This window comes from Nocardioides pantholopis (assembly GCF_003710085.1).
In the GTDB taxonomy this organism is placed as follows: Bacteria; Actinomycetota; Actinomycetes; order Propionibacteriales; family Nocardioidaceae; genus Nocardioides; species Nocardioides pantholopis.
The window spans coordinates 1428775-1450109 of record NZ_CP033324.1 but is presented as its reverse complement, the minus strand read 5'-3'; the positions used below and the strand labels follow the sequence as shown (position 1 = coordinate 1450109).

The following is a 21335-nucleotide window of genomic DNA, read 5'->3' as shown; positions in this document are numbered from 1 at the left end:
ACGCGACGGGGCAGACTGGGCAGGCAGGGGAAGGGCACCACGACCTCGCTCATGGGCGCCCACCTTAGTCTGTGGTCCATGGCAGACCACCGCTCGCCCGCCACCGTCGCCGTCCACGCCGGCCGCCCGCCGCACGAGGCCGACGAGCCTCTCAACACCCCGATCACGATGGCCTCCACGTTCGTCGCCGGCGGCGACCGGGAGTACGGCCGCTACGGCAACCCCACCTGGCAGGCCTTCGAGGAGGCGCTCGGCGCGCTCGAGGGCGGGTCGGCGCTGGCGTTCTCCTCCGGCCTGGCCGCGGTCTCGACGGTCCTGGACCTGGTCGGGCAGGGCATGAAGGTCGTCGCGCCGCGACACGCCTACAACGGCACGGTGCTCCAGCTGGCCGACCTGGAGGCGCGCGGGCGGATCACCACCGAGCTCGTCGACGTCGCGGACACCGACGCCGTCGTCGCGGCCTGCCAGGACGCGGCACTGGTCTGGCTGGAGTCCCCCACCAACCCGGCCCTCGAGATCGCCGACATCGAGACCATCGCCACCGCCGCCCGGGACGCCGGCGCCCACGTCGTGGTCGACAACACCTTCGCCACCCCGCTGCTGCAGAAGCCGCTGGAGCTGGGCGCCGACATCGTCGTGCACTCCGCGACCAAGTACCTCGCCGGCCACAGCGACGTGCTGCTCGGCGCGATCGTCGTGGCGGACCCCGAGCTGCTCGGTGTGCTCAAGGGACGCCGGGACCTGATCGGGGCGGTGCCGGGCACCTTCGAGGCGTGGCTCGCCCTGCGCGGGATGCGCACCCTGCACCTGCGCGTGGAGCGGGCCCAGGCGAACGCCGCCGAGCTCGCCCGCAGGCTCGCCGAGCACCCGGCGATCGGGGAGGTCCGCTACCCCGGCTTCGGCGCGATCGTGTCGGTGGTCGTCGCCCAGGGCGCGCTGGCCGCGGACCTGTTCACCCACGGCACGGCCCTGTGGGTCCACGCCACCAGCCTCGGCGGGGTGGAGTCCACCCTGGAGCGGCGCCGCCGCTGGAAGGGCGAGCCCACGACCATCCCCGAGGGCCTGGTCCGTCTCTCGGTGGGCATCGAGGACGTCGAGGACCTCTGGGCCGACCTCGCCCAGGCGCTCGACACCATCCCCTGACCCAGGGCCGACCCGGCAGTTCTGGTCGGCGAGACGGGCGCGACCCGGCGGTTCTGGTCGGCCAGGAGCGGGCGAGCCGTCACGTCTGGTCGGTCAGTCGGTCTCGGCCTTGGTCTCGCGGGCGATGAAGGAGTCCATCATCTCGTTCGCGGTCATCCGGCCGGCGACCACGTCGTCGACGTGCTGGGCGATCGGGGCGTCCACGCCGTGCCGCTCGGCGAGCTGCATCAGCGAGACGCAGGACTTCGCCCCCTCGGCGACCTGCCGGGTCGAGGCGTAGATCTCCTCGGTGGTCATGCCGCGGCCGAGCTTCTCGCCGAAGGACCGGTTGCGGGAGAGCGGCGAGGAGCAGGTGGCCACCAGGTCGCCGAGCCCGGCGAGCCCCATCAGCGTCATCGGGTTCGCACCCAGGTGCATGCCGAGGCGGGCGGTCTCGGCCAGCCCGCGGGTGATCACCGATGCCGTGGTGTTGTCCCCGAAGCCCAGCCCGACCGCCATCCCGACGGCGAGGCCGACCACGTTCTTGTAGGCGCCGCCCAGCTCGCAGCCGAGCACGTCGACAGAGGTGTAGGGGCGGAACGCCGGGGCGTGGCAGCGGGCCTGGAGCATCCGCGCGACGTCCTCGTCGGCGCACGCCACCACGGAGGCGGCCGGCTCGCGCCGGGCGATCTCGCGGGCGAGGTTCGGGCCGCTGATCACCGCGATCCGCTCCGGTCCCGCGCCGGTGACCTCGCCGATGACCTCGCTCATCCGGCTCAGCGTGCCGAGCTCGACGCCCTTCATCAGCGAGACCATCACCGCACGGTCGGGCAGGTACGGCGCCCACTCGGTGAGGTTCTCGCGCAGCGACTGGGACGGGACCGCCAGCACGACCACGTCGGCGTCGGCCATCGCCTTCTCGGGGTCGTGGGTCGCGGTCACCGTGCGCGGCAGCTCGACGCCGGGCAGGTAGTCGGCGTTCTCGTGCTGCTCGTTGATCGCGGCGCACACCTCCTCGCGGCGGCCCCAGATCGTCACGTCGTTGCCGGCGTCGGCCAGCACGATCGAGAACGCCGTCCCCCACGAACCCGCTCCCAGGATCGCGACCCTCTGCTCGCTCACGACGGGTCCTCCCCCGGTTGGTGACGTTGCGGGTTGCCGATCTGTCGGACCCCCGCCTTCCTCGGGTCGAACCGCTCCGCCGGAGCCGGCTCGTCCCTGATCTGTGCCACGAGGGCGGTGATCGCCGCCATGATCCGGTCGGTCCCCTCCTTGACCCGCATCGGGTCCTGCTGCTGGCCGACGAGGTCGGAGAGGTCGACCGGGTCGCCGACCACCATCCGGATCTCCTTGCGCGGGAACGGGTGCAGCCTGGTGGTGTACGGCGCGAGCAGCGCCTGCGCGCCCCACTGGCCGATCGGGATCACCGGGCAGCCGGTCGCGAGCGCGATCCGGGCCGCCCCGGACTTGCCGACCATCGGCCAGCCGGCCGGGTCGCGGGTGATGGTGCCCTCGGGATAGACCACGACGCACTCGCCGTTGCGCACTGCGGCCACCGCCGCGTCGTACGCCCCGGCGGCGTTGGCGGAGAGGCGCTCCACCGGGATCTGGCCGGCGGCGGTCAGGAAGAACCGCAGCGCCCGGTTGCGGAACAGACCGGACTTCGCGAGGTACCGCGGGATCCGGCCGTGGTCCCACACGATGTGGGCGGCCGTGAACGGGTCCACGTGGGAGACGTGGTTGAGCACGATGATGCAGCCACCGGAGGCCGGGATCTTCTCGCCGCCCACCCACCTGCGCTTGGTGGTGGCGAGCAGCACCGGCTTCACCAGGAGAACGGCGACGTGCCAGGCCCAACCCCGCTTCTGCTGCAGCTTGCGAACCTTCACGTTCCTCCTCCCCTCCCGGTACCCGTGCGCCGCGACGGCTCCAGTGATCGATCGACATGATCCGATCGACACAGATCGATCGACCGCAGGCTACTCGTTCCCGCCGCGACCACGGACCCGACGGCGCGCCGGACAGGCCCGCGTCCCGGCCGGGGACGGACCTGAGAGAATCACCGCGATGTCCACCCCCGACGCCTCCAGCCCCCGCGGGTACGCCGTGGTGGTGCCGGTCAAGCCCCCCGCGCGCGGCAAGTCACGGCTGCTCGGGCTGACCGACGACCAGCGCCGTGCCCTGGCGGAGGCGTTCGCGCTGGACACCCTGGCCGCGTGCCGGGCGGCGAGCCGCGTGGCAGCCGTGCTGGTGGCGACCGACGACGCCGGGCTCGCCGCCGCCCTGGCGGCCCTCGACGTCCCGGCGGTGCCGGACGGCGCCTCCGGCGACCTCAACGCGAGCCTGCAGCAGGCCGCGGCCGAGGCCGGACGCCGGTGGCCCGACCTGCAGCCGGTGGCGCTGTGCGCCGACCTGCCGGCGCTGCGCCCCGCGGACCTGGACGCGGCGCTGGCCACGGTCAGCGCGCGTGGCGACCAGCCGGCGTACGTCGCGGACGCTGCCGGCAGCGGCACCACGCTCTACACCGCTCCGCTCGCGCAGTTCGCCCCGCGCTTCGGTCCCGAGTCCGCCGCCCTCCACGACGAGGTCGCGCTGGCCGTCCGCGGGGAGCTCGCGTCGCTGCGCCACGACGTGGACGACCTGGCGGACCTGCGGACGGCGCTGACCCTCGGCGTCGGCCCCCGGACCGCCGCGCTCGCCGCCCGGCACGGCCTCCCCGCCGGGGCCTGAGCAGCGCTGCTCCCCGAACCAGGGGCTAGCCCGACTTCTTCGCGGACTTCTTGGCCGCCGCCTTCTTGGCGGTCTCGGCCGCCCGGGTGACGGTCTCGGCGGTGCGCTCGGGCAGCTTCCTGGCCCCGGACACGACGTTCTTCAGGTCCGCCCCGGGTGTGAACTTCGGGACCGCCTTCTCCTTGGCCTCCATCTGGTCGCCGGTCTGCGGGTTGCGGACCATGCGCGCGCCGCGCACCCGCTTCTCGAAGGAGCCGAAGCCGGTGATCGCGACCTTCTCCCCGCGCGCGACCTCGCGGGTGATGGTGTCGAGGACGGACTCCAGCGCGTGGGCGGCAGCCTTGCGGTTGCCCTCGTAGCGCGTCGCCAGGGCGTCGATGAGCTCAGACTTGTTCACGTGCTTACCTTTCCGACGGACCGAGACACCCGGGAACCCCCGGGCCCCTGCGAGGCACGCTAGGCACTTGTGGCGCGCGCCACAACGGCGCGACGGCCCGATCCCACGGATTTGTCGTCCGCGGGACCGGGCAGTCGGCTCAGGCAGTCGGGCTCGAGCAGTCGGCTCAGGCAGGTTGGGTCGTGGCCTTCCAGCTCGGCCGGCCGGCCTCGTACGCCGTGATGTCGGCCTCGTGGCTCAGGGTGATCCCGATGTCGTCGAGCCCCTCCATCAGCCGCCAGCGGGTGTAGTCGTCGATGTCGAAGGAGTCCTCGATGCGGTCCTCCCCTACCCCGGCGCTGACCGTGCGCGCCTCGAGGTCGACCGTGACGCTCGCCCCCGGGTTCGCGTCGAGGTAGTCCCACAGGCGCTGCACGACCTTCTCGTCCACGCGGGCCGTGAGCAGGCCGGCCTTGCCGGAGTTGCCGCGGAAGATGTCACCGAACCGCGGGGAGATCACCGCCTTGAAGCCGTAGTTCTGCAGCGCCCAGACGGCGTGCTCGCGCGAGGAGCCGGTGCCGAAGTTGGGGCCGGCGACCAGGACGGTGCCCGCGGCGTACGGCGGCTGGTTGAGCACGAACGTCGGGTCGTTGCGCCAGCTCGAGAACAGCCCGTCCTCGAAGCCGGTGCGGCTGACCCGCTTGAGGTACTCGGCGGGGATGATCTGGTCGGTGTCGACGTCGCTGCGCCGCAGCGGGACGCCGACGCCGGTGTGGGTGGTGAACTTCTCCATCAGGTGCTCCGATCAGACCGTGGCCGGCGCGAGGTCGGCCGGGGACGAGAGGGTGCCGCGCACGGCGGTGGCCGCGGCGACGGGGACCGAGACCAGGTGGGTGCGGCCGCCCTTGCCCTGGCGTCCCTCGAAGTTGCGGTTGGACGTCGACGCGCTCCGCTCGCCGGCCGCGATGGTGTCGGGGTTCATGCCCAGGCACATCGAGCAGCCCGCGCCGCGCCACTCGGCGCCGGCGTCCTTGAAGATCACGTCGAGGCCCTCCTGCTCGGCCTCGAGCCGGACCCGGGCCGAGCCCGGGACGACGAGCATCCGGGTCCCGTCGGCGACCTTGCGTCCCTTGATGACCTCGGCGGCCGCGCGCAGGTCCTCGAGGCGGCCGTTGGTGCACGAGCCGACGAAGACGGTGTCGATCGCGACCTCGCGCAGCGGGGTGCCGGGCTCGAGACCCATGTAGCGCAGCGCGTTCTCGGCCGCGGTCCGCTCGGTGGCGTCCTCGAAGTCGGCCGGCGACGGGACGGCCGCCCCCAGCGGGGCGCCCTGGCCGGGGTTGGTGCCCCAGGTGACGAACGGGGTGACGTCGGCGGCGTCGACGACGATCTCGGCGTCGAAGACCGCGTCGTCGTCGGTGACCAGCGTGCGCCAGTGCGCGACGGCGGCGTCCCACTCGGCGCCCTTCGGCGACTCCGGGCGGTCCTTGAGGTAGGCGAAGGTCGTCTCGTCCGGCGCGATCATGCCGGCCTTGGCGCCCCACTCGATGCTCATGTTGCACACGGTCATCCGGGCCTCCATGGAGAGCTCGCGGATCGCCTGGCCGCGGTACTCCACGATGTAGCCCATGCCCGCCCCGGTGCCGGTGCGGGTGATCAGGTGCAGGATCAGGTCCTTGGCGGTGACGCCCTCGGACAGGGTCCCGTTGACCGTGACCGCCATCGTCTTCGGCTTGGCCTGCGGCAGGGTCTGGGTCGCCAGGACGTGCTCGACCTCCGAGGTGCCGATGCCGTGGGCGATCGCGCCGAAGGCACCGTGGGTGCTGGTGTGGCTGTCGCCGCAGACGATCGTCATGCCGGGCTGGGTCAGACCCAGCTGCGGGCCGACGACGTGCACGATGCCCTGCTCGATGTCGCCGAGCGAGTGCAGCCGGACCCCGAACTCCTCGCAGTTGCGCCGCAGGGTCTCCACCTGGGTGCGCGAGATCGGATCGACGATCGGCTTGTCCCAGTCCAGGGTCGGGACGTTGTGGTCCTCGGTGGCCAGAGTGAGGTCGGGACGGCGGACTCCCCGGCCGGCGAGGCGCAGGCCGTCGAAGGCCTGCGGCGAGGTCACCTCGTGGATGAGGTGGAGGTCGATGAAGAGCAGGTCCGGCTCCCCCGGGGTCGACCGGACGACGTGCTCGTCCCACACCTTCTCCGACAGTGTCCTGCCCATGATCACTCCCTTGTGACGTGTCGCGCTCGTGCGCGAGGCCCCACACTAACCGGACAATCCCATCATCTGAGACTCGCGTCCTGCATCGCGAGACAAACGTCGGCCCGATGTCAGATGCGCCACACGGCTAGGGACTTGCATCCCATGATCTGAGACGCAAGTATTGCCATATGGACAACTCCAGCGGCGTGGGCGTTCTCGACAAGGCCGCCCTCGTGCTCACCGCCCTCGAGTCCGGACCCGCGACGCTGGCCGGCCTGGTCGCCGCCACCGGACTGGCCCGACCCACCGCGCACCGCCTCGCGGTCGCCCTGGAGCACCACCGGCTGGTCGCCCGCGACATGCAGGGCAGGTTCGTCCTCGGGCCCCGGCTCGCCGAGCTCTCCGCCGCCGCGGGCGAGGACCGACTGCTCGCCACGGCCGGTCCGGTCCTCGCCCGGCTGCGCGACATCACCGGCGAGTCCGCGCAGCTGTGGCGTCGCCAGGGCGAGCACCGCGTCTGCGTCGCCGCCGCGGAGCGCCCCAGCGGGCTGCGCGACACCATCCCCGTCGGCTCGCAGCTGACGATGCGCGCCGGCTCCGCCGCCCAGGTGCTGCTCGCCTGGGAGGACCCGGAGCGGATGCACCGCGGGCTGCAGAACGCCGCCTTCTCCGCCGCCGCACTCTCCGGCATCCGCCGCCGCGGCTGGGCCCAGTCCGTGGGCGAGCGCGAGCAGGGCGTCGCCTCGGTCTCCGCGCCGGTGCGCTCCCCCAGCGGCAAGATCATCGCCGCGGTCTCGGTCTCCGGCCCGCTCGAGCGGCTCTCGCGCCAGCCCGGCCGGATGCACGCGCCCGCCGTGCTCGCCGCCGCCGAGCGGCTCTCGGAGTCGCTGCGGCGGGCGGCCGCCGACTCGGCCTGAGTCCCGGCCTCAGAACAGCGCCGGCTGCTCCAGGGACAGCAGGGTCTGCTTGCGCTCCAGGCCTCCGGCGTACCCGGTGAGGGTGCCGTTGGCGCCGATCACCCGGTGGCACGGGATCACGATCGGGATCGGGTTGCGGCCGTTGGCGAGGCCGACGGCGCGGGAGGCCGCGTTGGTCATGCCCAGCCGCCGCGCGATCTCGCCGTACGACGCGGTGCGCCCGAACCCGATGCCGGTCAGCTCGGCCCACACCCGCCGCTGGAAGTCGCTGCCGACCGGGGCCAGCGGCAGGTCGAAGTCGGTGAGCTCCCGGGCGAAGTAGGCGCGCAGCTGACGCACCGCCTCCACGAGCACCGGGTCCGCGTCGTCGCGGTCGCCGACGACCCGGCCGTCGCGGAAGGGGGCGAACTCGATGACGGTGATCGCGTCGTGCTGGGCGACGAGCCGCAGCTCGCCGACGGGACTGTCGATGACTGTCCACATGTCAGGTCTCCTTCTCGGGTCCCGCTGAGGGTCCACGCGGGGCCGGGTGGGGCATCAGGGTGTTCCACAGGTGCATCAGGGCGTAGGAGCGCCACGGGCGCCAGTCCTCGGCCCGAGGGATGGTCGTCGCCGGGTCGTGGCCGAGCCGGGTGAGCGCGTTGCGCACCCCCACGTCGGTCGGCAGGAAGACGTCGGGGTCGGCGAGCGCGCGCATCGCGACGTAGTCGGCCGTCCACGGGCCGATCCCGGGCAGCGCCAGCAGCGCACGGCGTACGCCGTCCCGCTCGGGCCCCCGGTCCAGGGCCAGGTCCCCCGCGGCGAGCGCCACGGCCAGGCCGACCAGGGCCCGCCCCCGGCTGCGCGGCATCGGCAGCGCGGCCGGGTCGAGGGCCGCGAGCGTGACGGCGTCGGGGAAGAGATGGGTCAGGCCGGGGATGTCGGTCGGGACCCGCCGGCCGTGCGCGGCGACCAGCCGTCCGGTCACGGTGCAGGCGCCGGCCACGCTGACCTGCTGCCCCACCACGGTCCGGACCGCGACCTCCGCGCCGTCGACCTGCCCCGGCACCCGCAGGCCGGGGGCGCTCCGGGCGAGGGGTCCGATCACCGCGTCCCCGGCGAAGTGCTCCCCGACCGCGAGCGGGTCGCAGTCGGCGTCGAGGAGGCGCCGGGTGCGCTCGACGGCCGCGCCGACGTCGCGCAGGTCGTGCAGCACGAAGCGCGCCTCCACGCGTGCGGTCTGGCCCGCGCGCAGGTCGTCGGCGAGGTCCATGCGCACGGTCCCGGGGCCGTGCGGCAGGTCGAGCGTGCGGGCGTACCAGCCCGCCCCGGTCGCGTCGACGCCGGCCACCTCGACCCCGGGGATCAGGTGGTGGGCGAGGAACGCCAGCAGCGCCCGGCCGGCGAACGGCGTGCGCACCGCCAGGCGCATGGTCACCGACCCGGCGGCGGACCGAGCCGCCCGGGTCCCCCGCAGCTGGGTCGGGCTCGCGGCGTACACCTCGCGGACCGTGTCGTTGAACTGCCGGACGCTGGCGAACCCGGCGGCGAACGCGAGGTCGGCGAAGCCGAGGTCGGTGGTCTCGATGAGCACCCGGGCGGTCTGCGCCCGGCGGGCCCGGGCGAGGGCGAGCGGACCGGCGCCGAGCTCGGCGGTGAGGATCCGGCCGAGGTGGCGGGGGGTGTAGCCGACCCGCCGGGCCAGCCCGTCGACGCCCTCGCGGTCCACGACGCCGTCGGCGATCAGCCGCATCGCCCGGCCCGCCGCGGTCGCGGCGACGTCCCAGTCGGGGCTGCCGGGCGTCGCGTCGGGCAGGCAGCGCTTGCAGGCGCGGTACCCGGCGGCCTGGGCGGCGGCCGCGGTCGGGTGGAAGGACACATTCGCGTACGCCGGGGTGCGCGCCGGGCAGCTCGGCCGGCAGTAGATCCCGGTGGTGCGCACCGCCGTGTAGAAGACACCGTCGAAGCGGCGATCGCGCGACTTCACCGCGCGGTAGCACGCCTCGGGATCGAGCAGCGGCGTCGTCATGCGTCCATCCTGACCCATCCGCGGGCGCCCGGCTCGCGGGTATCGGACACGGCGGAGGACGGCGCCGGCGGAACGCCCGAGCACCGGTGACGCAACCTCCCGAAATCGCGCCGAGGCCCTGCGACGATGAGGCGTGCCCGCAGAGCAGCCGCCGGGGACCCGCCCCCGCCGTACCGTGCTGAAGGTCGTGATCGCGACCCAGCTGGTCCTCGCGCTGCTCACCGGCACCCTGGTCGCGGTGGCCTACCACCGGCTGAACGGCAAGATCGGTCCGGGCGCGCAGATCGAGCACGAGGTGCACAAGAGCGCCGGCGCCGAGGGGAAGCGGGAGCCGCTGAACATCCTGCTCCTGGGCTCCGACACCCGCGAGAACGGCAACGCCATCGACGACGAGGGCGGCGGCGGCTCGGACCTCACGATCCTGCTGCACGTCTCGGCGGACCGCTCCTCGGCGTACGGCGTGAGCCTGCCGCGGGACGCGATGGTGGCCCGGCCCGACTGCGAGGTCGACGGCCGGACCGTCCCGGGCGAGGACCCGGTCATGTTCAACACGGCGTACGCCGTCGGCGGCCCGCTGTGCAGCGTGCGGACCGTGGAGAGCCTGACCGGGATCTACATCGATCACTTCCTCGCCCTGGAGTTCGGCGGCTTCGTGGACATGGTGGACGCGGTCAAGGGGGTCACCGTGTGCCTGCCCCAGGAGGTCGACGACCCCGAGCACGGCATCTTCCTCGACGCCGGCACCCAGGAGCTGGACGGGCAGGACTCGCTGAGCTACGTGCGCGAGCGCACAGTGCTCTCGGCGACCGGCGACATCGGCCGGATGAAGCGGCAGCAGGCGTTCCTCGCCTCGCTGGTCAACAAGGTGATGTCGGCCGGCACGCTGACCCGGCCGACCCGGGTCTACGACTTCCTCGCCGCGGTCACCGAGTCGATCACCGTCGACGAGGACCTCGACTCGGTCAAGGCGCTGGCCGACCTCGCGATGCAGTTCCGCGACACCGGGATGTCGCGGATCCGGTTCGTCACGGTGCCGTTCGAGGAGTACCCGTCCGACCCGAACCGGCTGCAGTGGAGCCCGGCCGCCGACGCCCTGTGGCGGCGGATCATCGCGGACCGGCCCCTGGGCCGGGAGCTCGGCGAGGACAGCATCAACGCCGGCCAGCCGCCCAACACGGGGCCTCCCACCGGGCGGGGTGCCGGATCTGCGACATCTGGGTCTCCCAGGTCTCCCAGGTCTCCCGGGTCTCCCGGGCCGACCGAGGACGAGCGCGCCGAGGCCCTGGCCAACGGGCTGTGCGCCTGAGCGGCGCGCCCCGGCGGTGAGCCTGCCGCCGTTTTCGACGTCAGTTCGGTGGCCAGCTCACCGCTGACCCCGGGGCTGCTGACCCCGGGGCGAACCGGCGCCGGCGGGCTTGCCGTGCCGGTGCCGGGGTAGCGCCAGCGCGGGCAGGATGATGAGTGCGGTGAGACCGAACGCGAACCAGAACGCGTACCCGTAGGAGTCGGCCAGGAGCGGCCCGACGACCGGCATCTCGCTGGCGGGGATCGAGTGCAGCTCGGTGGCACCACCGCCACCTCCCCCGGTGTCCAGGCCGCGCGAGAGGAGCTTGGCGGTGAGCTGGTGGGTCAGCACGGTGACCAGGACGGCGCTGCCGAGGGAGGCACCGACCTGCTGGATGGCCGACAGGGTGGGGGCGGCCCGGGACGCCTGGTCCTTGCTGAGCGTGGTGTACGCCGCCGAGATGGTCGGCATCATCACCGACCCGATCCCGATGCCGCGCACGAACAGCGCCAGGCAGAGCCACACGTAGGACGTGTCGACGCCGACCTGGGTGAACGGGAACGTGCCGGCGAGCGCGAGCACGACGCCGACCGGTACGACGTACCCGGCGCCGATGCGGTCGGTGAGCCGGCCGGTGAGGAGCACGGCCACGATCGCGCCGAGGCCCTGGGGCGCGAGCAGCAGGCCGGCGTCCAGGGCGCCCTGACCGCGGACGGTCTGGTAGTACAGCGGCAGCAGCAGCATCCCGCCGAACATGCCGATCGCGACGAGGAACACCGCCACCGTGCTGCTGGCGAAGACCCGGTTGGCGAGCAGCCGGACGTCGATGATCGACGCCGGCCCGCGGGCCAGGCTGTACCCGGCGTACAGCGCCAGCCCGACGCCGCCGCCGATCAGCCAGCCCAGCACGCCCCGCTCGTCGAACCCGCCCCGGGAGCTCGCCTCGGAGAGGCCGTAGAGGAGGCTCGCGAGGCTGCCCGAGAGCAGGACGAGCCCGACGACGTCGAGCCGCCCGGGGTCGTCGGCAGGCGCGCCGGCCGGCAGCTTCCAGACCGCCAGCGCGATCGCGACGATGCCGACAGGGACGTTGACCACGAAGATCCAGTGCCAGCTGGCGTACTCCACGAGCAGGCCGCCGAGCACGGGGCCGAAGACCGGGCCGAGCAGCATCGGCACGCCGAGGATGGACATGGCGCTGCCCATCCGGTCCGACCCCGCTGCGCGGGCGATCATGGTCTGCCCCGCGGGCAGCAGCATGCCGCCGCCGAGGCCCTGGACGATGCGGAACCCGATCAGGCTCTCCATGTTCCAAGCGGTCGCGCACAGGGCGGAGCCGAGCATGAACAGGGCCACCGCCAGGATCCAGATCCGCTTAGACCCGAAGCGGTCCATGGCCCACCCCGTGATCGGGATGACCATGGCGACCGAGAGCAGGTAGCCCGTGACGACCCACTGCGTCTTGTTCAGCGACGAGTCGAGGTCCGAGCTCAACGTGTCGAGCGCGACGTTCACGATCGTGGTGTCCAGGACCGACATGAGCATGCCGGACACGATCACCAGGCCGGTCACGATCACCGTGCGGTCGAGCTTGCCGGAGCCCTGCGGGTCGACGTCCGGGTCGACGTCCGGATCGGCGCCGGCGACGGGATCCGGCTTCGCGTTCGGGGTGGTTGCCACGGCTGGCTCCAGTCACTGGAGGTTCCGAAGGGGGGACACCGGACCGAGCTCGGCCATGGTCACGCACGAAGGACCCCGTCCACGGTAACGGCCGGGGGCGCGGTGGCGAGAAATGCAGCAGGGCCCGGATCCGTGCGGATCCGGGCCCTGCCGAGACGTACCCCCGACCGGATTCGAACCGGCGCTACCGCCTTGAGAGGGCGGCGTGCTAGGCCGCTACACAACGGGGGCGTGCTCATGACCGTTCGTCCCAGACCCTCGCGGATCCGCTCCGAACGACCTGCGAAACCATATCTTTTGCCTGGCTTCGCACAAAATCGGGGCCTGCCGGCCTCGATCTCGCTGGGATACTAGGACTCGAACCTAGACTAACTGGACCAGAACCAGTCGTGCTGCCAATTACACCATATCCCAATTAATCCCACTGACTTAACAGTGTTCGAGCCCACCGCCGTGCTGGCCGGGGGCACGATCGAGAACCTTACACGCGCACTTTGCGGGCCGCCAAAACGGCCCCGTTCGTCGTGGTCCGCAGCCCCAGCAGCCGGGCCGCGCCGAGGACCAGGAGCAGGAACGAGAGCGACTGGGTGAGCGTGGTCGGCAGGCTCCACCAGCTGCCGCCGACCGGGTTCAGGACCGAGGACATGTCCCCGAAGGCCAGGGCGATGCCGAAGGCCAGCCAGTTGTTGAGCACGTGCATCGCGATGCCGGCCTCCAGGCCGCCGGTGAGCACCACCAGCAGCCCCGAGACGACGCCGAACGCGAACCGGTCGACGAAGACCGGCGGGTCCTGCGCGCCGTGCGCGAGCGCGAAGAGCAGCGCCGGGCCGAGCACGGCCAGCCAGGGCGAGGAGACCAGGCCGCCGAAGGCCTGGGTCAGGTAGCCGCGGAAGACGTACTCCTCCCCCGCCGCCTGGAGCGGGGTGAGTAGCACGACGATCAGCACGAAGTCGCGCACGGTGGTCGTCCACGGGTTGAGCCCGGCGTCCATGTCGGTCGACTCCCCCTGCTGGGGCAGGAAGACGGCCACCACCAGGGTCAGGACCAGCGCCAGGAAGGCGATCCCGAAGCAGACCAGCAGCCACCGCCACCGGATCCGGGGGCGCACCGAGGCGAGCCAGCCGGGGCGCAGCCCGTGCAGGACCCGCGCCAGCAGCCAGGTGACCGGGATCAGCGCCGCGATCGAGACGTTGAGGTACGCCAGCGCCAGCGGGGTCACCTCGTCGGTGTCGACCATCCGCTCCATGGCGCTCGGCACGTCGGCGCCGCTGACGGCGAGGCCGACCGTGAAGAGGACCAGCACCCCCAGCGGCACCACGAGCAGGAACGCGACGAACAGCACCAGCACGCCCACGACCGGACGCCACCAGGACCAGTCGCCCCCGCGCTGGATCCGGTGGTACGGCAGCCCTGGGCCGGGCCCGCTCACCGAGCGCCCGTCAGCCGACCGCGCCGAGCAGGCGCGCCAGGCTGCGCTCCCGACCGAGGAGCTCGAGGGACTCGAAGAGCGGCGGCGAGACCCGCCGCCCGGTCACGGCCACCCGCACCGGGCCGAACGCGACCCGCGGCTTGAGGCCCATCCCGTCGACGAGCGTCGCCTGGAGGGCCTCCTGGATCGACGCCGTCGACCAGTCCGGCAGGGCGGCCAGCGCGTCGTGCGAGGCCTGCACGACCGCGCGGCCCTGCTCGTCGAGGAGCTTGGCCGCGTCGGCCTCGTCGCGGGTGAAGTCGGCCTCGTCGACGAAGAGGAAGCCGAGCATGTCGACGGCCTCGGTGAGCTTGTTGATCCGCTCGCCGACCAGGGGCATCGCCAGCTCGAGCAGCTGGGCGTCGGCGTCGCTGACCGGGTCGGAGACGACGCCGGCGGCCTTGAGGAACGGCAGCACCCGGTGGGTGATCTCGTCGACCGGCAGCATCCGCATGTGCGCGCCGTTGATCGCGTCGGCCTTCTTCAGGTCGAAGCGGGCCGGGTTCGGGTTCACGTCCTTGATGTCGAAGGCCTCGACCATCTCCTCGAGCGTGAAGACGTCGCGGTCGGCGGCGATCGCCCAGCCCAGCAGGGCCAGGTAGTTCAGCAGGCCCTCGGGCAGGAAGCCCTGGTCGCGGTACATGAACAGGTGGGCCTGGGGGTCGCGCTTGGAGAGCTTCTTGTTGCCCTCGCCCATGATCAGCGGCAGGTGCCCGAACTGCGGCACCCCCTCGGAGATGCCGAGCTCGACCAGCGCCTGGTGCAGCGGGATCTGGCGGGGCGTGCTGGAGAGCAGGTCCTCGCCGCGGAGCACGTGGGTGATCCGCATCAGCGCGTCGTCGACCGGGTTGACCAGCGTGTAGAGCGGGTCGCCGTTGGCGCGACAGAGGGCGAAGTCCGGGACGAACTCGGTCTCGAAGGTCACCTCGCCGCGGACCAGGTCGGTCCAGGTGATCGAGCCGTCGGGCATCCGGAACCGGACGACCGGCTTGCGGCCGTCGGCCTCGAAGGCGGCCCGCTGCTCGGCGGAGAGGTCGCGGCAGAATCCGTCGTACCCCTGCACCTTGGAGCCGCTCGCCTTGCGCCGGGCGTCGACCTCCTCGGTGGTGCAGAAGCAGTCGTAGGTGAACTTGGAGTCGCGCAGCTTGGCCAGCACGTCGACGTAGATCTCGGTGCGCTCGGACTGCAGGTAGGGGCCGTAGGGCCCGCCCTTGCCCGGGCCCTCGTCCCAGTCGAGGCCGAGCCACCGCATCGACTCGACCATGGCGTCGTAGGACTCCTGGGTGCTGCGCTCCTTGTCGGTGTCCTCGATGCGGAACACCAGGGTGCCCTGGCCGCCGTTGAGCCTGGCGTGGCGGGCGAAGACCCAGTTGTAGAGCGCCGCACGGGCGAAGCCGACGTGCGGGGAGCCCGTGGGCGAGGGACAGAAGCGGACGCGTACGTCGGTCAACGGGTTGCCACCTTGTTCGTCAGAGTGCCGAGGCCGGCGATCGAGATCTCGACCTCGTCACCGTCCTTCATGGGACCGACCCCTGCAGGGGTGCCGGTGAGGATCACGTCGCCGGGCAGCAGCGTCATGCTGCTGGACACGTGCGCGATCAGGCTGGGGATGTCGAAGACCAGGTCGGCGGTCGTGCCGTCCTGGACCACATCGCCGTTGAGGAAGGTCTGCAGCTGCCGACCGTCGGCGAAGTCCTGCGGGTCCAGATCGGTCTCGATCCAGGGACCCAGTGGGCAGAAGGAGTCGAACCCCTTCGCGCGGGTGAAGTGCCCGTCGCGGCGCTGGAGGTCGCGGGCCGTGACGTCGTTGGCGATCGTGTAGCCGTGGATCACGTCGGTGGCTTTCTCGGCCGGGACGTCGCGGCAGATCCGGCCGATGACCAGCGCAAGCTCGCCCTCGTAGTGCACCTCCGCGCTCTGCGGGGGCAGGAAGATCGAGTCGTTCGGACCGATCACGCTGGTGTTGGGCTTGAGGAACATCAGCGGCTCGGTCGGCAGCTCGTTGCCGAGCTCCGCGGCGTGCGCCGCGTAGTTGCGCCCGATGCCGACGACCTTGCTGCGGGGCAGGACCGGCGCGAGCAGCCGGACGTCGGCGAGCCGGTACTCCTGCTCCAGCGGCTTGACGCCGACGTAGAGGGGGTCGCCCGCGAGGGCGACCACCACACTGTCCTCGTCGGGCTGGCCGAACTCGTCGAGCTCGCCCGTCACGACGCCATAGAGGGGGTCCTCGCCTGTGGTGAACCTTGCGATGCGCACCTCACGAGCCTATCGGCCCGTTCGGCGCCGCCCGACCGGGAGACCTACGATCTCCGGTGTGGAGGTGCTGGCGGCGGCGGACTGGCAGGCGCGCGCGGCGGCGCACGCCGAGCGCGTGGACGCGTTCGTGGCCCCGCACCTCGCCCGCCGGGAGGCGCGGGTCAAGCACCCGGTCCACGACTTCCTGTTCACCTACTACTCCCAGCGCCCGGCCCAGCTGCGCCGCTGGCACCCCGGGTACGGCGTGGGGCTGGCCGGGGCGGAGGCGCAGGCGGCCTACGCCGGCCTCAAGGGCTACGCAGGCGACGGCGACACCGTCGCCGTCACCCGGGACTTCGTGGACGCCCAGCGACCGCTGCTCGAGGCGACCCGGCGGCTGCTCGCGGCGACCGCCGGCCGGGCGCCCAACTTCGGCTGCTTCGGCCTGCACGAGTGGGCGATGGTCTACCGGCTCGACGAGGACGAGACCCGGCACGCGGACTGGCCGCTGCGCCTGGGCCCCGAGGGCACCGACGCGGTCGTGGAGTCGCACCGGGTGGCCTGCTCCCACTTCGACGCCTACCGGTTCTTCACCGGCCCGGCGCGCCCGCTCAACCAGCTCTCCCCCACGGCGTCCGACCGGCCGGCCTTCGAGCAGCCGGCCTGCCTGCACGCGGGCATGGACCTCTACAAGCACGCCTTCCGGCTCACCCCGATGATCGACTCCGACCTGGTCGCCGACTGCTTCGAGCTGGCCCGCGACATCCGGGTGCTCGACATGCGCGCCGCGCCGTATGACCTCACCGGCCTCACCGACCACGACGGCTCGCCGTTCACCCCGGTGCGGATCGAGACCGCCGCAGGCAAGGCGGAGTACGCCGCCGCGCAGCGCGGCTTCGCCGAGCGCGGCGCCCCGCTGCGGGCCCGGCTGGTCGGCGAGTGCGAGCGACTGCTGTCGCTCGCGCGCGACGAGCAGGTCACTCCTCTGCGGGCGCACGATCCCCATAGGTGCGCCTGACCTCACCCATCAGCAGACTTCCAAGACCGATGACACTCCAGGCGAGTCGCTCAGCGTCCGCCCGATCCTGCACTCCGTGGCGATGTCCGTTCCCAATCGCCTTGACGAGCCCCTGCCCGAGATCGTGCCAGCCCTCCTGCTCGCTCAGATCCGACCCAAGCGTCAACGCACCGCCGGGACGCAGGAGCTCGGAGAACAGGCCGCGGCCATACAACTTGCCGCCACTCTTGTTGGACGGGTTGCCTCCTCGACTCCGGAACCAGTGCTCGACGAAGGTGACGACGACGGCCGGAACCTTGTCCCACATCCGACCTTCAACCAGGCCCTCGATATGCGCCCAGAGTTCAGGGTCGCAAGGAGGCGACATACTCGCCTGGGCCTCCCCAGACCCGATTAGCGCCACTGCGGCATTCAGGTACCCGCAGAACTGATCGACTGGACTGCCTTGTCGATATCTCCCCGTGGCGGCGAACGGCGTCCATTCATCCAACTTGGCGACCAGGTAGTGCTCGCGCCCAAGACATGACGCGACCAAGGCCGCGGCCTCGACCCGGAGGCCCTCCGAGTGCGAGCCACTCATCAAGGAGATGCCACCGTCACTCCGGGCCATCCAGGCGATCTCACCCAGACGCTCAACAGCCGCATGTGAATCCATCACCCGATGCACCTTCATTCGTCCCGACCGATGTTCCTCGGCCTCGATGGCGCGAGTCTCCCGGCGAGGATCGGTCGCAGCGCAAGAACGGCCGACCAAGGGACGTGACACGCTCAGGAAACTGATCCGCCCGCGCCTATTCGGGCACGCTCGGCCACCGAATCCGAGCGACCACCCGGGATGCAAGGAGAGGCCGCGACGACGGCGCCGTGCAATTGAACGCTCCGACCTCGTGGCCCACCGTCTCGCACGCACGGAAACTAAACAGCCCCCGGGTCACCGCCGCCGCGCGAATCGAATATCGCCATTCGGCAGACGGTCGTGGAGATATCGGTCGTCGTGGATCAGATGATGGTGACGAGAGCAGAGCAGGACCGCGTTCGCCAGGTCGGTCCTGCCGCCACGGGACCAGGGCTCGAGGTGGTGCGCCTCGGTCCAGGTCGAGGGGATTGAACAGCCCTGGGCGCGGCACTCCCGATCCCGGAGGGCGAGGGCCTTGCGCTGCCCGGGACTGAACAGCCGGGCGGTGCGGCCCAGGTCGAGCGGCACCGACCGGGTGCCGAGCACGGCCGGGACGAGGTCCGCGGTGCAGGCCATCCTCCGGGCCTCTCTGGCGGTGATCCTCGACCCGTCGGCCAACGTCGCGGCCCCGAGCCCCTCGACCAGGGCCGCGAGATCCATGGTGATCACCAGCGTGGTCGCGTCACCCCCGTGCAGCGGCAACCGGGCCGGATCCAGGCACTCCAGCAGCGAGCAGAAGGCCTCACCCAGCCGCCGGTCGTAGGGCACCGTCTCCCCGTCGGAACCGCAGCGACCCTCCGCGCGGCGTGGATTCGTGAACGCCTCCAGCGAGGTCGTGAGCCGCAGCGCCACCGACTCCGGAACCCGGGCCCTGATCAGCGCGGTCCCGTCGCCGAGGTGCTGGATCCGCAGCGAGGTACGCCGCCGGGCGCGCCGCTCGGCGGCCTCCAGCTCCTTCTCCTCCAGCTGCTCGGCCAGCTCAGGGGCCACGACCGCGAGGATCCGCTCCCCCAGGCGCCGCAGCTCACGAGGCCCGAATTCCGCGGCCTGCTCCACCAGGTGCGCCTCGGCGAGCGCCAGGACCCGGCCCCACTCCTCGGCCCCGACGTCGACCAGAGTGGCGGCCGCCGCCAGGTCGTCCAAGGCGGCCACGATCACGTGCCCCTGGTCCACGTCCACACAACCGGTCACCAGGACGCGGCCCAGGTGCTGCCAACGCCGGTCACACGCATCACCGAGCCGCTGCGCCCGACGACCGGCCGCCAACGAGGCATGGGAGCGGTGCGCCAGCCACGCGGCCACGTCACGGTGCCCGTCCGCCTCCGCGACCCCACCCGCGGCCGCCATCAGCATCGCCTCCATCGCCAGCGCCCGCGACGCGACCGCCCGCATCACCTGCAGGGCGCGACGCTGGTCGGCCTCCGGCAGGAACGCCGGCTGCAGATCGACCATCGAGTCCAGGACCGCCACCAGCGACTCGGCGCCCGCCAGATAAGGGTGATGAGCCAGCTCCGTCACTGCGGCCCCCGAAGGTCACCAGGCGTGACAACCATTGCCGCGAAACCCTAATCGTACACCTGTTCGAATTGCACAAAAAGCAGTCAGAGCCTTTTTCTTGAATCTGTGGATAACGATCAGCAGGCAGGCGCGGGGCCCGACAGGCGCCCCTTGGTCGACATCACCGACCAGGCGTCCTCGCTGATGTACGCCGGGACCCTGGTCAACCCGGTGGCGGACGCCTGAGACCCTGGGCCCATGAGCTGGCCCGGACATCCCGTGCTCCAGGTGCCCGTGCCGCCGCTGGAGCCGTTCGTCCGGGCCCGCACCGCCCACTACGACGCGGCGTACCTGTCCGCGGCGCCCTGCCACGTGCACGCCCACGTCACCGCGCTCGGCCCGTTCCTCCCCGACCCCGACGAGGAGGACCTGGCGCTGGTCGCGAAGGTCGCGGCCTCGGTCGAGCCCTTCGACTTCGTGCTGGACCGGCTCGCGACCTTCCCCGACGGGATCATCCACCTGGCGCCGGAGCCGGACGCGTCGTTCCGGGAGCTGACCCGGCGCCTGGTCGAGGCCTTCCCGCAGTGCCCGCCGTACGGCGGGGCGTTCGGCCGGGTCGAGGACGTGGTGCCGCACCTGACAGTGGACGCAGCCTCGAACGCCCCGGGGGCGGCGGTCACCCAGGCCTCCACCCGGCGGCTGCTCGGCGACCTGGTGCCGGCCCGGTGCCGGGCCGAGCGGCTGGACCTCGCGTGGTACGAGCCGCACCGCTGCCGGGTGCTCGCCTCCTGGCCGCTGGGCGGCTGACTCCCCGCCGGCCCGCGGGCGGATCGGGCCCGCGCCGGACTAGCGCGCCGGGGCGCCGAGCAGGGCCCGGATGCCGTCGACGACGATCGCGAGCCCCAGCTCGAAGTCCGAGCCCTCCCGGGGCCCGTCGGCGATCGCGCCGGCGCTGCCGGCCTGGAGGTGGATCTGCTCGTCGGTCGCGTGCCCGAGCACGAAGTGCAGCAGCGTGCCCGCCGCGGTCGCCGCCCGGTCCGGGGGCAGGCCGGCGCCCGCCAGCTCCCGCACCAGCGCGTCGTACGGCGCGGTGGCGCCCAGGCCGAACGCGCGCACGGTGGCGACCAGCTCGGCGCCGTCGCGGTAGGCCAGCATCGACTCGCGAAGTCCGGTGCACACCGCACTCACCCGCTGGTCCCACGACCCGGCCGGGACCGGCCGGGCGCCCCGGGCCAGCAGCTCGTCGGCGACCGCGGCGAGCAGCGTCTGCTTGTTCGCGAAGTGGTGGTAGAGCGCGCTGGGCTGGACCCCGAGCTCGGTGCCGAGCCGGCGCATGGACAGGTCGGCCAGACCGTGCCGGTCCAAGACGTCGAGGGCCCGCTCGACGACGTCCTCGCGGCGGTTGCGCATCCGGTCCTCCTGGTCCACGGTCGGCCGGGGCGGCATTGACCTGCGGCGACGCCCACCCTAACCTGAACGCCGTTCAGCTGACCACCGTTCAGGTCCGACCCCGAGGACGCCCGATGACGACCACCGCCCGGCCCGTGACCGCCCCAGCGCGGCGCCGCCTCAGCACCACCGACCTGGCACTGGTGGCGGCCTTCGCCGCGCTGATCGCGGCCTGTGCGGTGGTCGGCGGCATCCCGGTCGGGGGCGCGGGCGTCGACATCACCTTGCAGGGCTTCGGGGTGCTGCTGGCCGGCTGCGTGCTGGGCCCGCTGCGCGGGTTCCTGGCCGTGGCCCTCTACCTCGGCCTCGGCGCGATCGGCCTGCCGGTCTTCTCCGACCACGCCTCCGGGCTGGGTCCGTTCACCGGCGTCAGCGCCGGCTACCTGTGGTCGTTCCCGCTGGCCGCGGCCCTGGCCGGCTTCCTGGTCACGCACGTCGCGGGGCCGGCCCGCAAGACCCGCGCCCTGTTCGTGTTCGCCTGCGCGATCGCCGCGAGCGTCCTGGTCGTCCACACCCTCGGCATCGCCGGCATGAAGCTCTACCTCGATGTCTCCTGGGGCGACGCGCTGCGCTTCGACATGCCGTTCTGGCTCGGCGACGTGGTGAAGATGGCGCTCGTGGCACTGGTCGCCGCCGAGGTGCACCGCGCGTTCCCGCAGCTGCTGCACGGCCGCTGA

Annotated in this window: 21 protein-coding genes and 2 tRNA genes; 7 read left to right on the top strand and 16 right to left on the bottom strand. The window is 72.4% G+C overall.

Going from position 1 to position 21335, the window contains the following annotated elements; translation table 11 throughout:
* The first annotated feature begins 78 nt into the window (after window positions 1-78).
* Window positions 79-1143 carry a trans-sulfuration enzyme family protein gene (locus EBO35_RS06905; RefSeq protein WP_122817064.1) on the top strand — a complete coding sequence of 355 codons (1065 nt, stop codon included), beginning with the start codon at window positions 79-81 and terminating at the stop codon, window positions 1141-1143.
* A 93-nt stretch (window positions 1144-1236) separates the two neighbouring features.
* On the opposite strand, the gene EBO35_RS06900 is transcribed toward EBO35_RS06905, so the two are convergent.
* Together EBO35_RS06900 and EBO35_RS06895 are read right to left on the bottom strand one after the other, a co-directional pair.
* Window positions 1237-2244, bottom strand: coding sequence for an NAD(P)H-dependent glycerol-3-phosphate dehydrogenase (locus EBO35_RS06900; RefSeq protein WP_122817063.1), 1008 nt, complete (start codon window positions 2242-2244; stop codon window positions 1237-1239).
* Window positions 2241-3011 (bottom strand): lysophospholipid acyltransferase family protein, encoded by a 771-nt coding sequence (locus tag EBO35_RS06895; RefSeq protein WP_122817062.1) that lies wholly within the window; start codon window positions 3009-3011, stop codon window positions 2241-2243. The genes EBO35_RS06900 and EBO35_RS06895 overlap by 4 nt, the downstream gene beginning before the upstream one ends.
* 178 nt (window positions 3012-3189) lie before the next feature.
* On the opposite strand from EBO35_RS06895, the gene cofC reads away from it, so the two are divergent.
* Complete coding sequence (gene cofC / locus EBO35_RS06890) at window positions 3190-3852, top strand: 2-phospho-L-lactate guanylyltransferase (RefSeq protein WP_122817061.1); 663 nt, start codon at window positions 3190-3192, stop codon at window positions 3850-3852.
* 25 nt (window positions 3853-3877) lie between these two features.
* Here cofC and EBO35_RS06885 read toward each other — a convergent pair whose 3' ends face one another.
* The 3 genes from EBO35_RS06885 to leuC form a co-directional block, all read right to left on the bottom strand.
* On the bottom strand, window positions 3878-4249 hold the full coding sequence (locus tag EBO35_RS06885; protein ID WP_241153901.1) for an HU family DNA-binding protein: 372 nt from the start codon (window positions 4247-4249) through the stop codon (window positions 3878-3880).
* Window positions 4250-4415: 166 nt separating this feature from the next.
* The gene (leuD, locus tag EBO35_RS06880; RefSeq protein WP_122817060.1) at window positions 4416-5021 is read right to left on the bottom strand and encodes a 3-isopropylmalate dehydratase small subunit; all 606 of its coding nucleotides are present in this window, start codon (window positions 5019-5021) and stop codon (window positions 4416-4418) included.
* A gap of 12 nt (window positions 5022-5033) precedes the next feature.
* Window positions 5034-6446 (bottom strand): 3-isopropylmalate dehydratase large subunit, encoded by a 1413-nt coding sequence (gene leuC, locus EBO35_RS06875; RefSeq protein ID WP_122817059.1) that lies wholly within the window; start codon window positions 6444-6446, stop codon window positions 5034-5036.
* Between the two features lie 170 nt (window positions 6447-6616).
* Here leuC and EBO35_RS06870 point away from each other — a divergent pair, with 170 nt between their 5' ends.
* Window positions 6617-7345: an IclR family transcriptional regulator gene (locus tag EBO35_RS06870; RefSeq protein WP_122817058.1), complete on the top strand. Its 729-nt coding sequence runs from the start codon at window positions 6617-6619 to the stop codon at window positions 7343-7345.
* A gap of 9 nt (window positions 7346-7354) precedes the next feature.
* Here the strand turns inward: EBO35_RS06870 and EBO35_RS06865 are convergent, their stop codons facing one another.
* Together EBO35_RS06865 and EBO35_RS06860 are read right to left on the bottom strand one after the other, a co-directional pair.
* Window positions 7355-7828, bottom strand: coding sequence for a methylated-DNA--[protein]-cysteine S-methyltransferase (locus tag EBO35_RS06865; RefSeq protein WP_122817057.1), 474 nt, complete (start codon window positions 7826-7828; stop codon window positions 7355-7357).
* A gap of 1 nt (window position 7829) precedes the next feature.
* Window positions 7830-9353, bottom strand: a complete 1524-nt coding sequence (locus EBO35_RS06860; protein ID WP_122817056.1) for an Ada metal-binding domain-containing protein — start codon at window positions 9351-9353, stop codon at window positions 7830-7832.
* A 133-nt stretch (window positions 9354-9486) separates the two neighbouring features.
* Between EBO35_RS06860 and EBO35_RS06855 the strand changes: the two genes are divergently transcribed.
* Window positions 9487-10659, top strand: coding sequence for an LCP family protein (locus EBO35_RS06855; protein ID WP_122817055.1), 1173 nt, complete (start codon window positions 9487-9489; stop codon window positions 10657-10659).
* 57 nt (window positions 10660-10716) lie between these two features.
* On the opposite strand, the gene EBO35_RS06850 is transcribed toward EBO35_RS06855, so the two are convergent.
* The 6 genes from EBO35_RS06850 to EBO35_RS06825 all read right to left on the bottom strand — a co-directional run bounded on the left by EBO35_RS06850 (window position 10717) and on the right by EBO35_RS06825 (window position 16039).
* The gene (locus tag EBO35_RS06850) at window positions 10717-12315 is read right to left on the bottom strand and encodes an MDR family MFS transporter (RefSeq protein ID WP_206422696.1); all 1599 of its coding nucleotides are present in this window, start codon (window positions 12313-12315) and stop codon (window positions 10717-10719) included.
* A 158-nt stretch (window positions 12316-12473) separates the two neighbouring features.
* Window positions 12474-12546 (bottom strand) — tRNA-Glu (locus EBO35_RS06845).
* Window positions 12547-12657: 111 nt separating this feature from the next.
* Window positions 12658-12729: transfer RNA gene (locus EBO35_RS06840), tRNA-Gln, on the bottom strand.
* Window positions 12730-12796: 67 nt separating this feature from the next.
* Entirely contained in the window at window positions 12797-13744 is a 948-nt protein-coding gene (locus EBO35_RS06835; protein ID WP_122817054.1) for a CPBP family intramembrane glutamic endopeptidase, read from the bottom strand.
* 10 nt (window positions 13745-13754) lie between these two features.
* Window positions 13755-15233, bottom strand: a complete 1479-nt coding sequence (gene gltX / locus EBO35_RS06830) for a glutamate--tRNA ligase (protein WP_122817053.1) — start codon at window positions 15231-15233, stop codon at window positions 13755-13757.
* Window positions 15230-16039, bottom strand: coding sequence for a fumarylacetoacetate hydrolase family protein (locus tag EBO35_RS06825; protein ID WP_122817052.1), 810 nt, complete (start codon window positions 16037-16039; stop codon window positions 15230-15232). The genes gltX and EBO35_RS06825 overlap by 4 nt, the downstream gene beginning before the upstream one ends.
* 58 nt (window positions 16040-16097) lie before the next feature.
* Between EBO35_RS06825 and EBO35_RS06820 the strand changes: the two genes are divergently transcribed.
* Complete coding sequence (locus EBO35_RS06820; protein WP_317983530.1) at window positions 16098-17036, top strand: 3-methyladenine DNA glycosylase; 939 nt, start codon at window positions 16098-16100, stop codon at window positions 17034-17036.
* Here EBO35_RS06820 and EBO35_RS06815 read toward each other — a convergent pair.
* Together EBO35_RS06815 and EBO35_RS06810 are read right to left on the bottom strand one after the other, a co-directional pair.
* Window positions 16996-17703 (bottom strand): TIGR02391 family protein, encoded by a 708-nt coding sequence (locus EBO35_RS06815; RefSeq protein WP_164477848.1) that lies wholly within the window; start codon window positions 17701-17703, stop codon window positions 16996-16998. The genes EBO35_RS06820 and EBO35_RS06815 overlap by 41 nt on opposite strands.
* 264 nt (window positions 17704-17967) lie before the next feature.
* Entirely contained in the window at window positions 17968-19230 is a 1263-nt protein-coding gene (locus tag EBO35_RS06810) for an HNH endonuclease signature motif containing protein (protein ID WP_122817050.1), read from the bottom strand.
* 237 nt (window positions 19231-19467) lie between these two features.
* Here EBO35_RS06810 and EBO35_RS06805 point away from each other — a divergent pair, with 237 nt between their 5' ends.
* A complete protein-coding gene (locus EBO35_RS06805) occupies window positions 19468-20016 on the top strand; it encodes a 2'-5' RNA ligase family protein (protein WP_122817049.1) in 549 nt (182 codons plus the stop codon).
* 39 nt (window positions 20017-20055) lie between these two features.
* Here EBO35_RS06805 and EBO35_RS06800 read toward each other — a convergent pair whose 3' ends face one another.
* Window positions 20056-20619 carry a TetR/AcrR family transcriptional regulator C-terminal domain-containing protein gene (locus EBO35_RS06800; protein ID WP_122819421.1) on the bottom strand — a complete coding sequence of 188 codons (564 nt, stop codon included), beginning with the start codon at window positions 20617-20619 and terminating at the stop codon, window positions 20056-20058.
* Between the two features lie 113 nt (window positions 20620-20732).
* Here EBO35_RS06800 and EBO35_RS06795 point away from each other — a divergent pair, with 113 nt between their 5' ends.
* The gene (locus EBO35_RS06795; RefSeq protein ID WP_122817048.1) at window positions 20733-21335 is read left to right on the top strand and encodes a biotin transporter BioY; all 603 of its coding nucleotides are present in this window, start codon (window positions 20733-20735) and stop codon (window positions 21333-21335) included.

What these genes read in the sequence shown, in the direction of transcription:
- EBO35_RS06905 (WP_122817064.1), top strand. Translation starts at nt 79, where the DNA reads ATGGCAGACCACCGCTCGCCCGCCACCGTCGCCGTCCACGCCGGCCGC.
- cofC (WP_122817061.1), top strand. Translation starts at nt 3,190, where the DNA reads ATGTCCACCCCCGACGCCTCCAGCCCCCGCGGGTACGCCGTGGTGGTG.
- leuD (WP_122817060.1), bottom strand. Translation starts at nt 5,021, where the DNA reads ATGGAGAAGTTCACCACCCACACCGGCGTCGGCGTCCCGCTGCGGCGC.
- leuC (WP_122817059.1), bottom strand. Translation starts at nt 6,446, where the DNA reads ATGGGCAGGACACTGTCGGAGAAGGTGTGGGACGAGCACGTCGTCCGG.
- EBO35_RS06870 (WP_122817058.1), top strand. Translation starts at nt 6,617, where the DNA reads ATGGACAACTCCAGCGGCGTGGGCGTTCTCGACAAGGCCGCCCTCGTG.
- EBO35_RS06865 (WP_122817057.1), bottom strand. Translation starts at nt 7,828, where the DNA reads ATGTGGACAGTCATCGACAGTCCCGTCGGCGAGCTGCGGCTCGTCGCC.
- EBO35_RS06860 (WP_122817056.1), bottom strand. Translation starts at nt 9,353, where the DNA reads ATGACGACGCCGCTGCTCGATCCCGAGGCGTGCTACCGCGCGGTGAAG.
- EBO35_RS06805 (WP_122817049.1), top strand. Translation starts at nt 19,468, where the DNA reads ATGAGCTGGCCCGGACATCCCGTGCTCCAGGTGCCCGTGCCGCCGCTG.
- EBO35_RS06800 (WP_122819421.1), bottom strand. Translation starts at nt 20,619, where the DNA reads ATGCGCAACCGCCGCGAGGACGTCGTCGAGCGGGCCCTCGACGTCTTG.
- EBO35_RS06795 (WP_122817048.1), top strand. Translation starts at nt 20,733, where the DNA reads ATGACGACCACCGCCCGGCCCGTGACCGCCCCAGCGCGGCGCCGCCTC.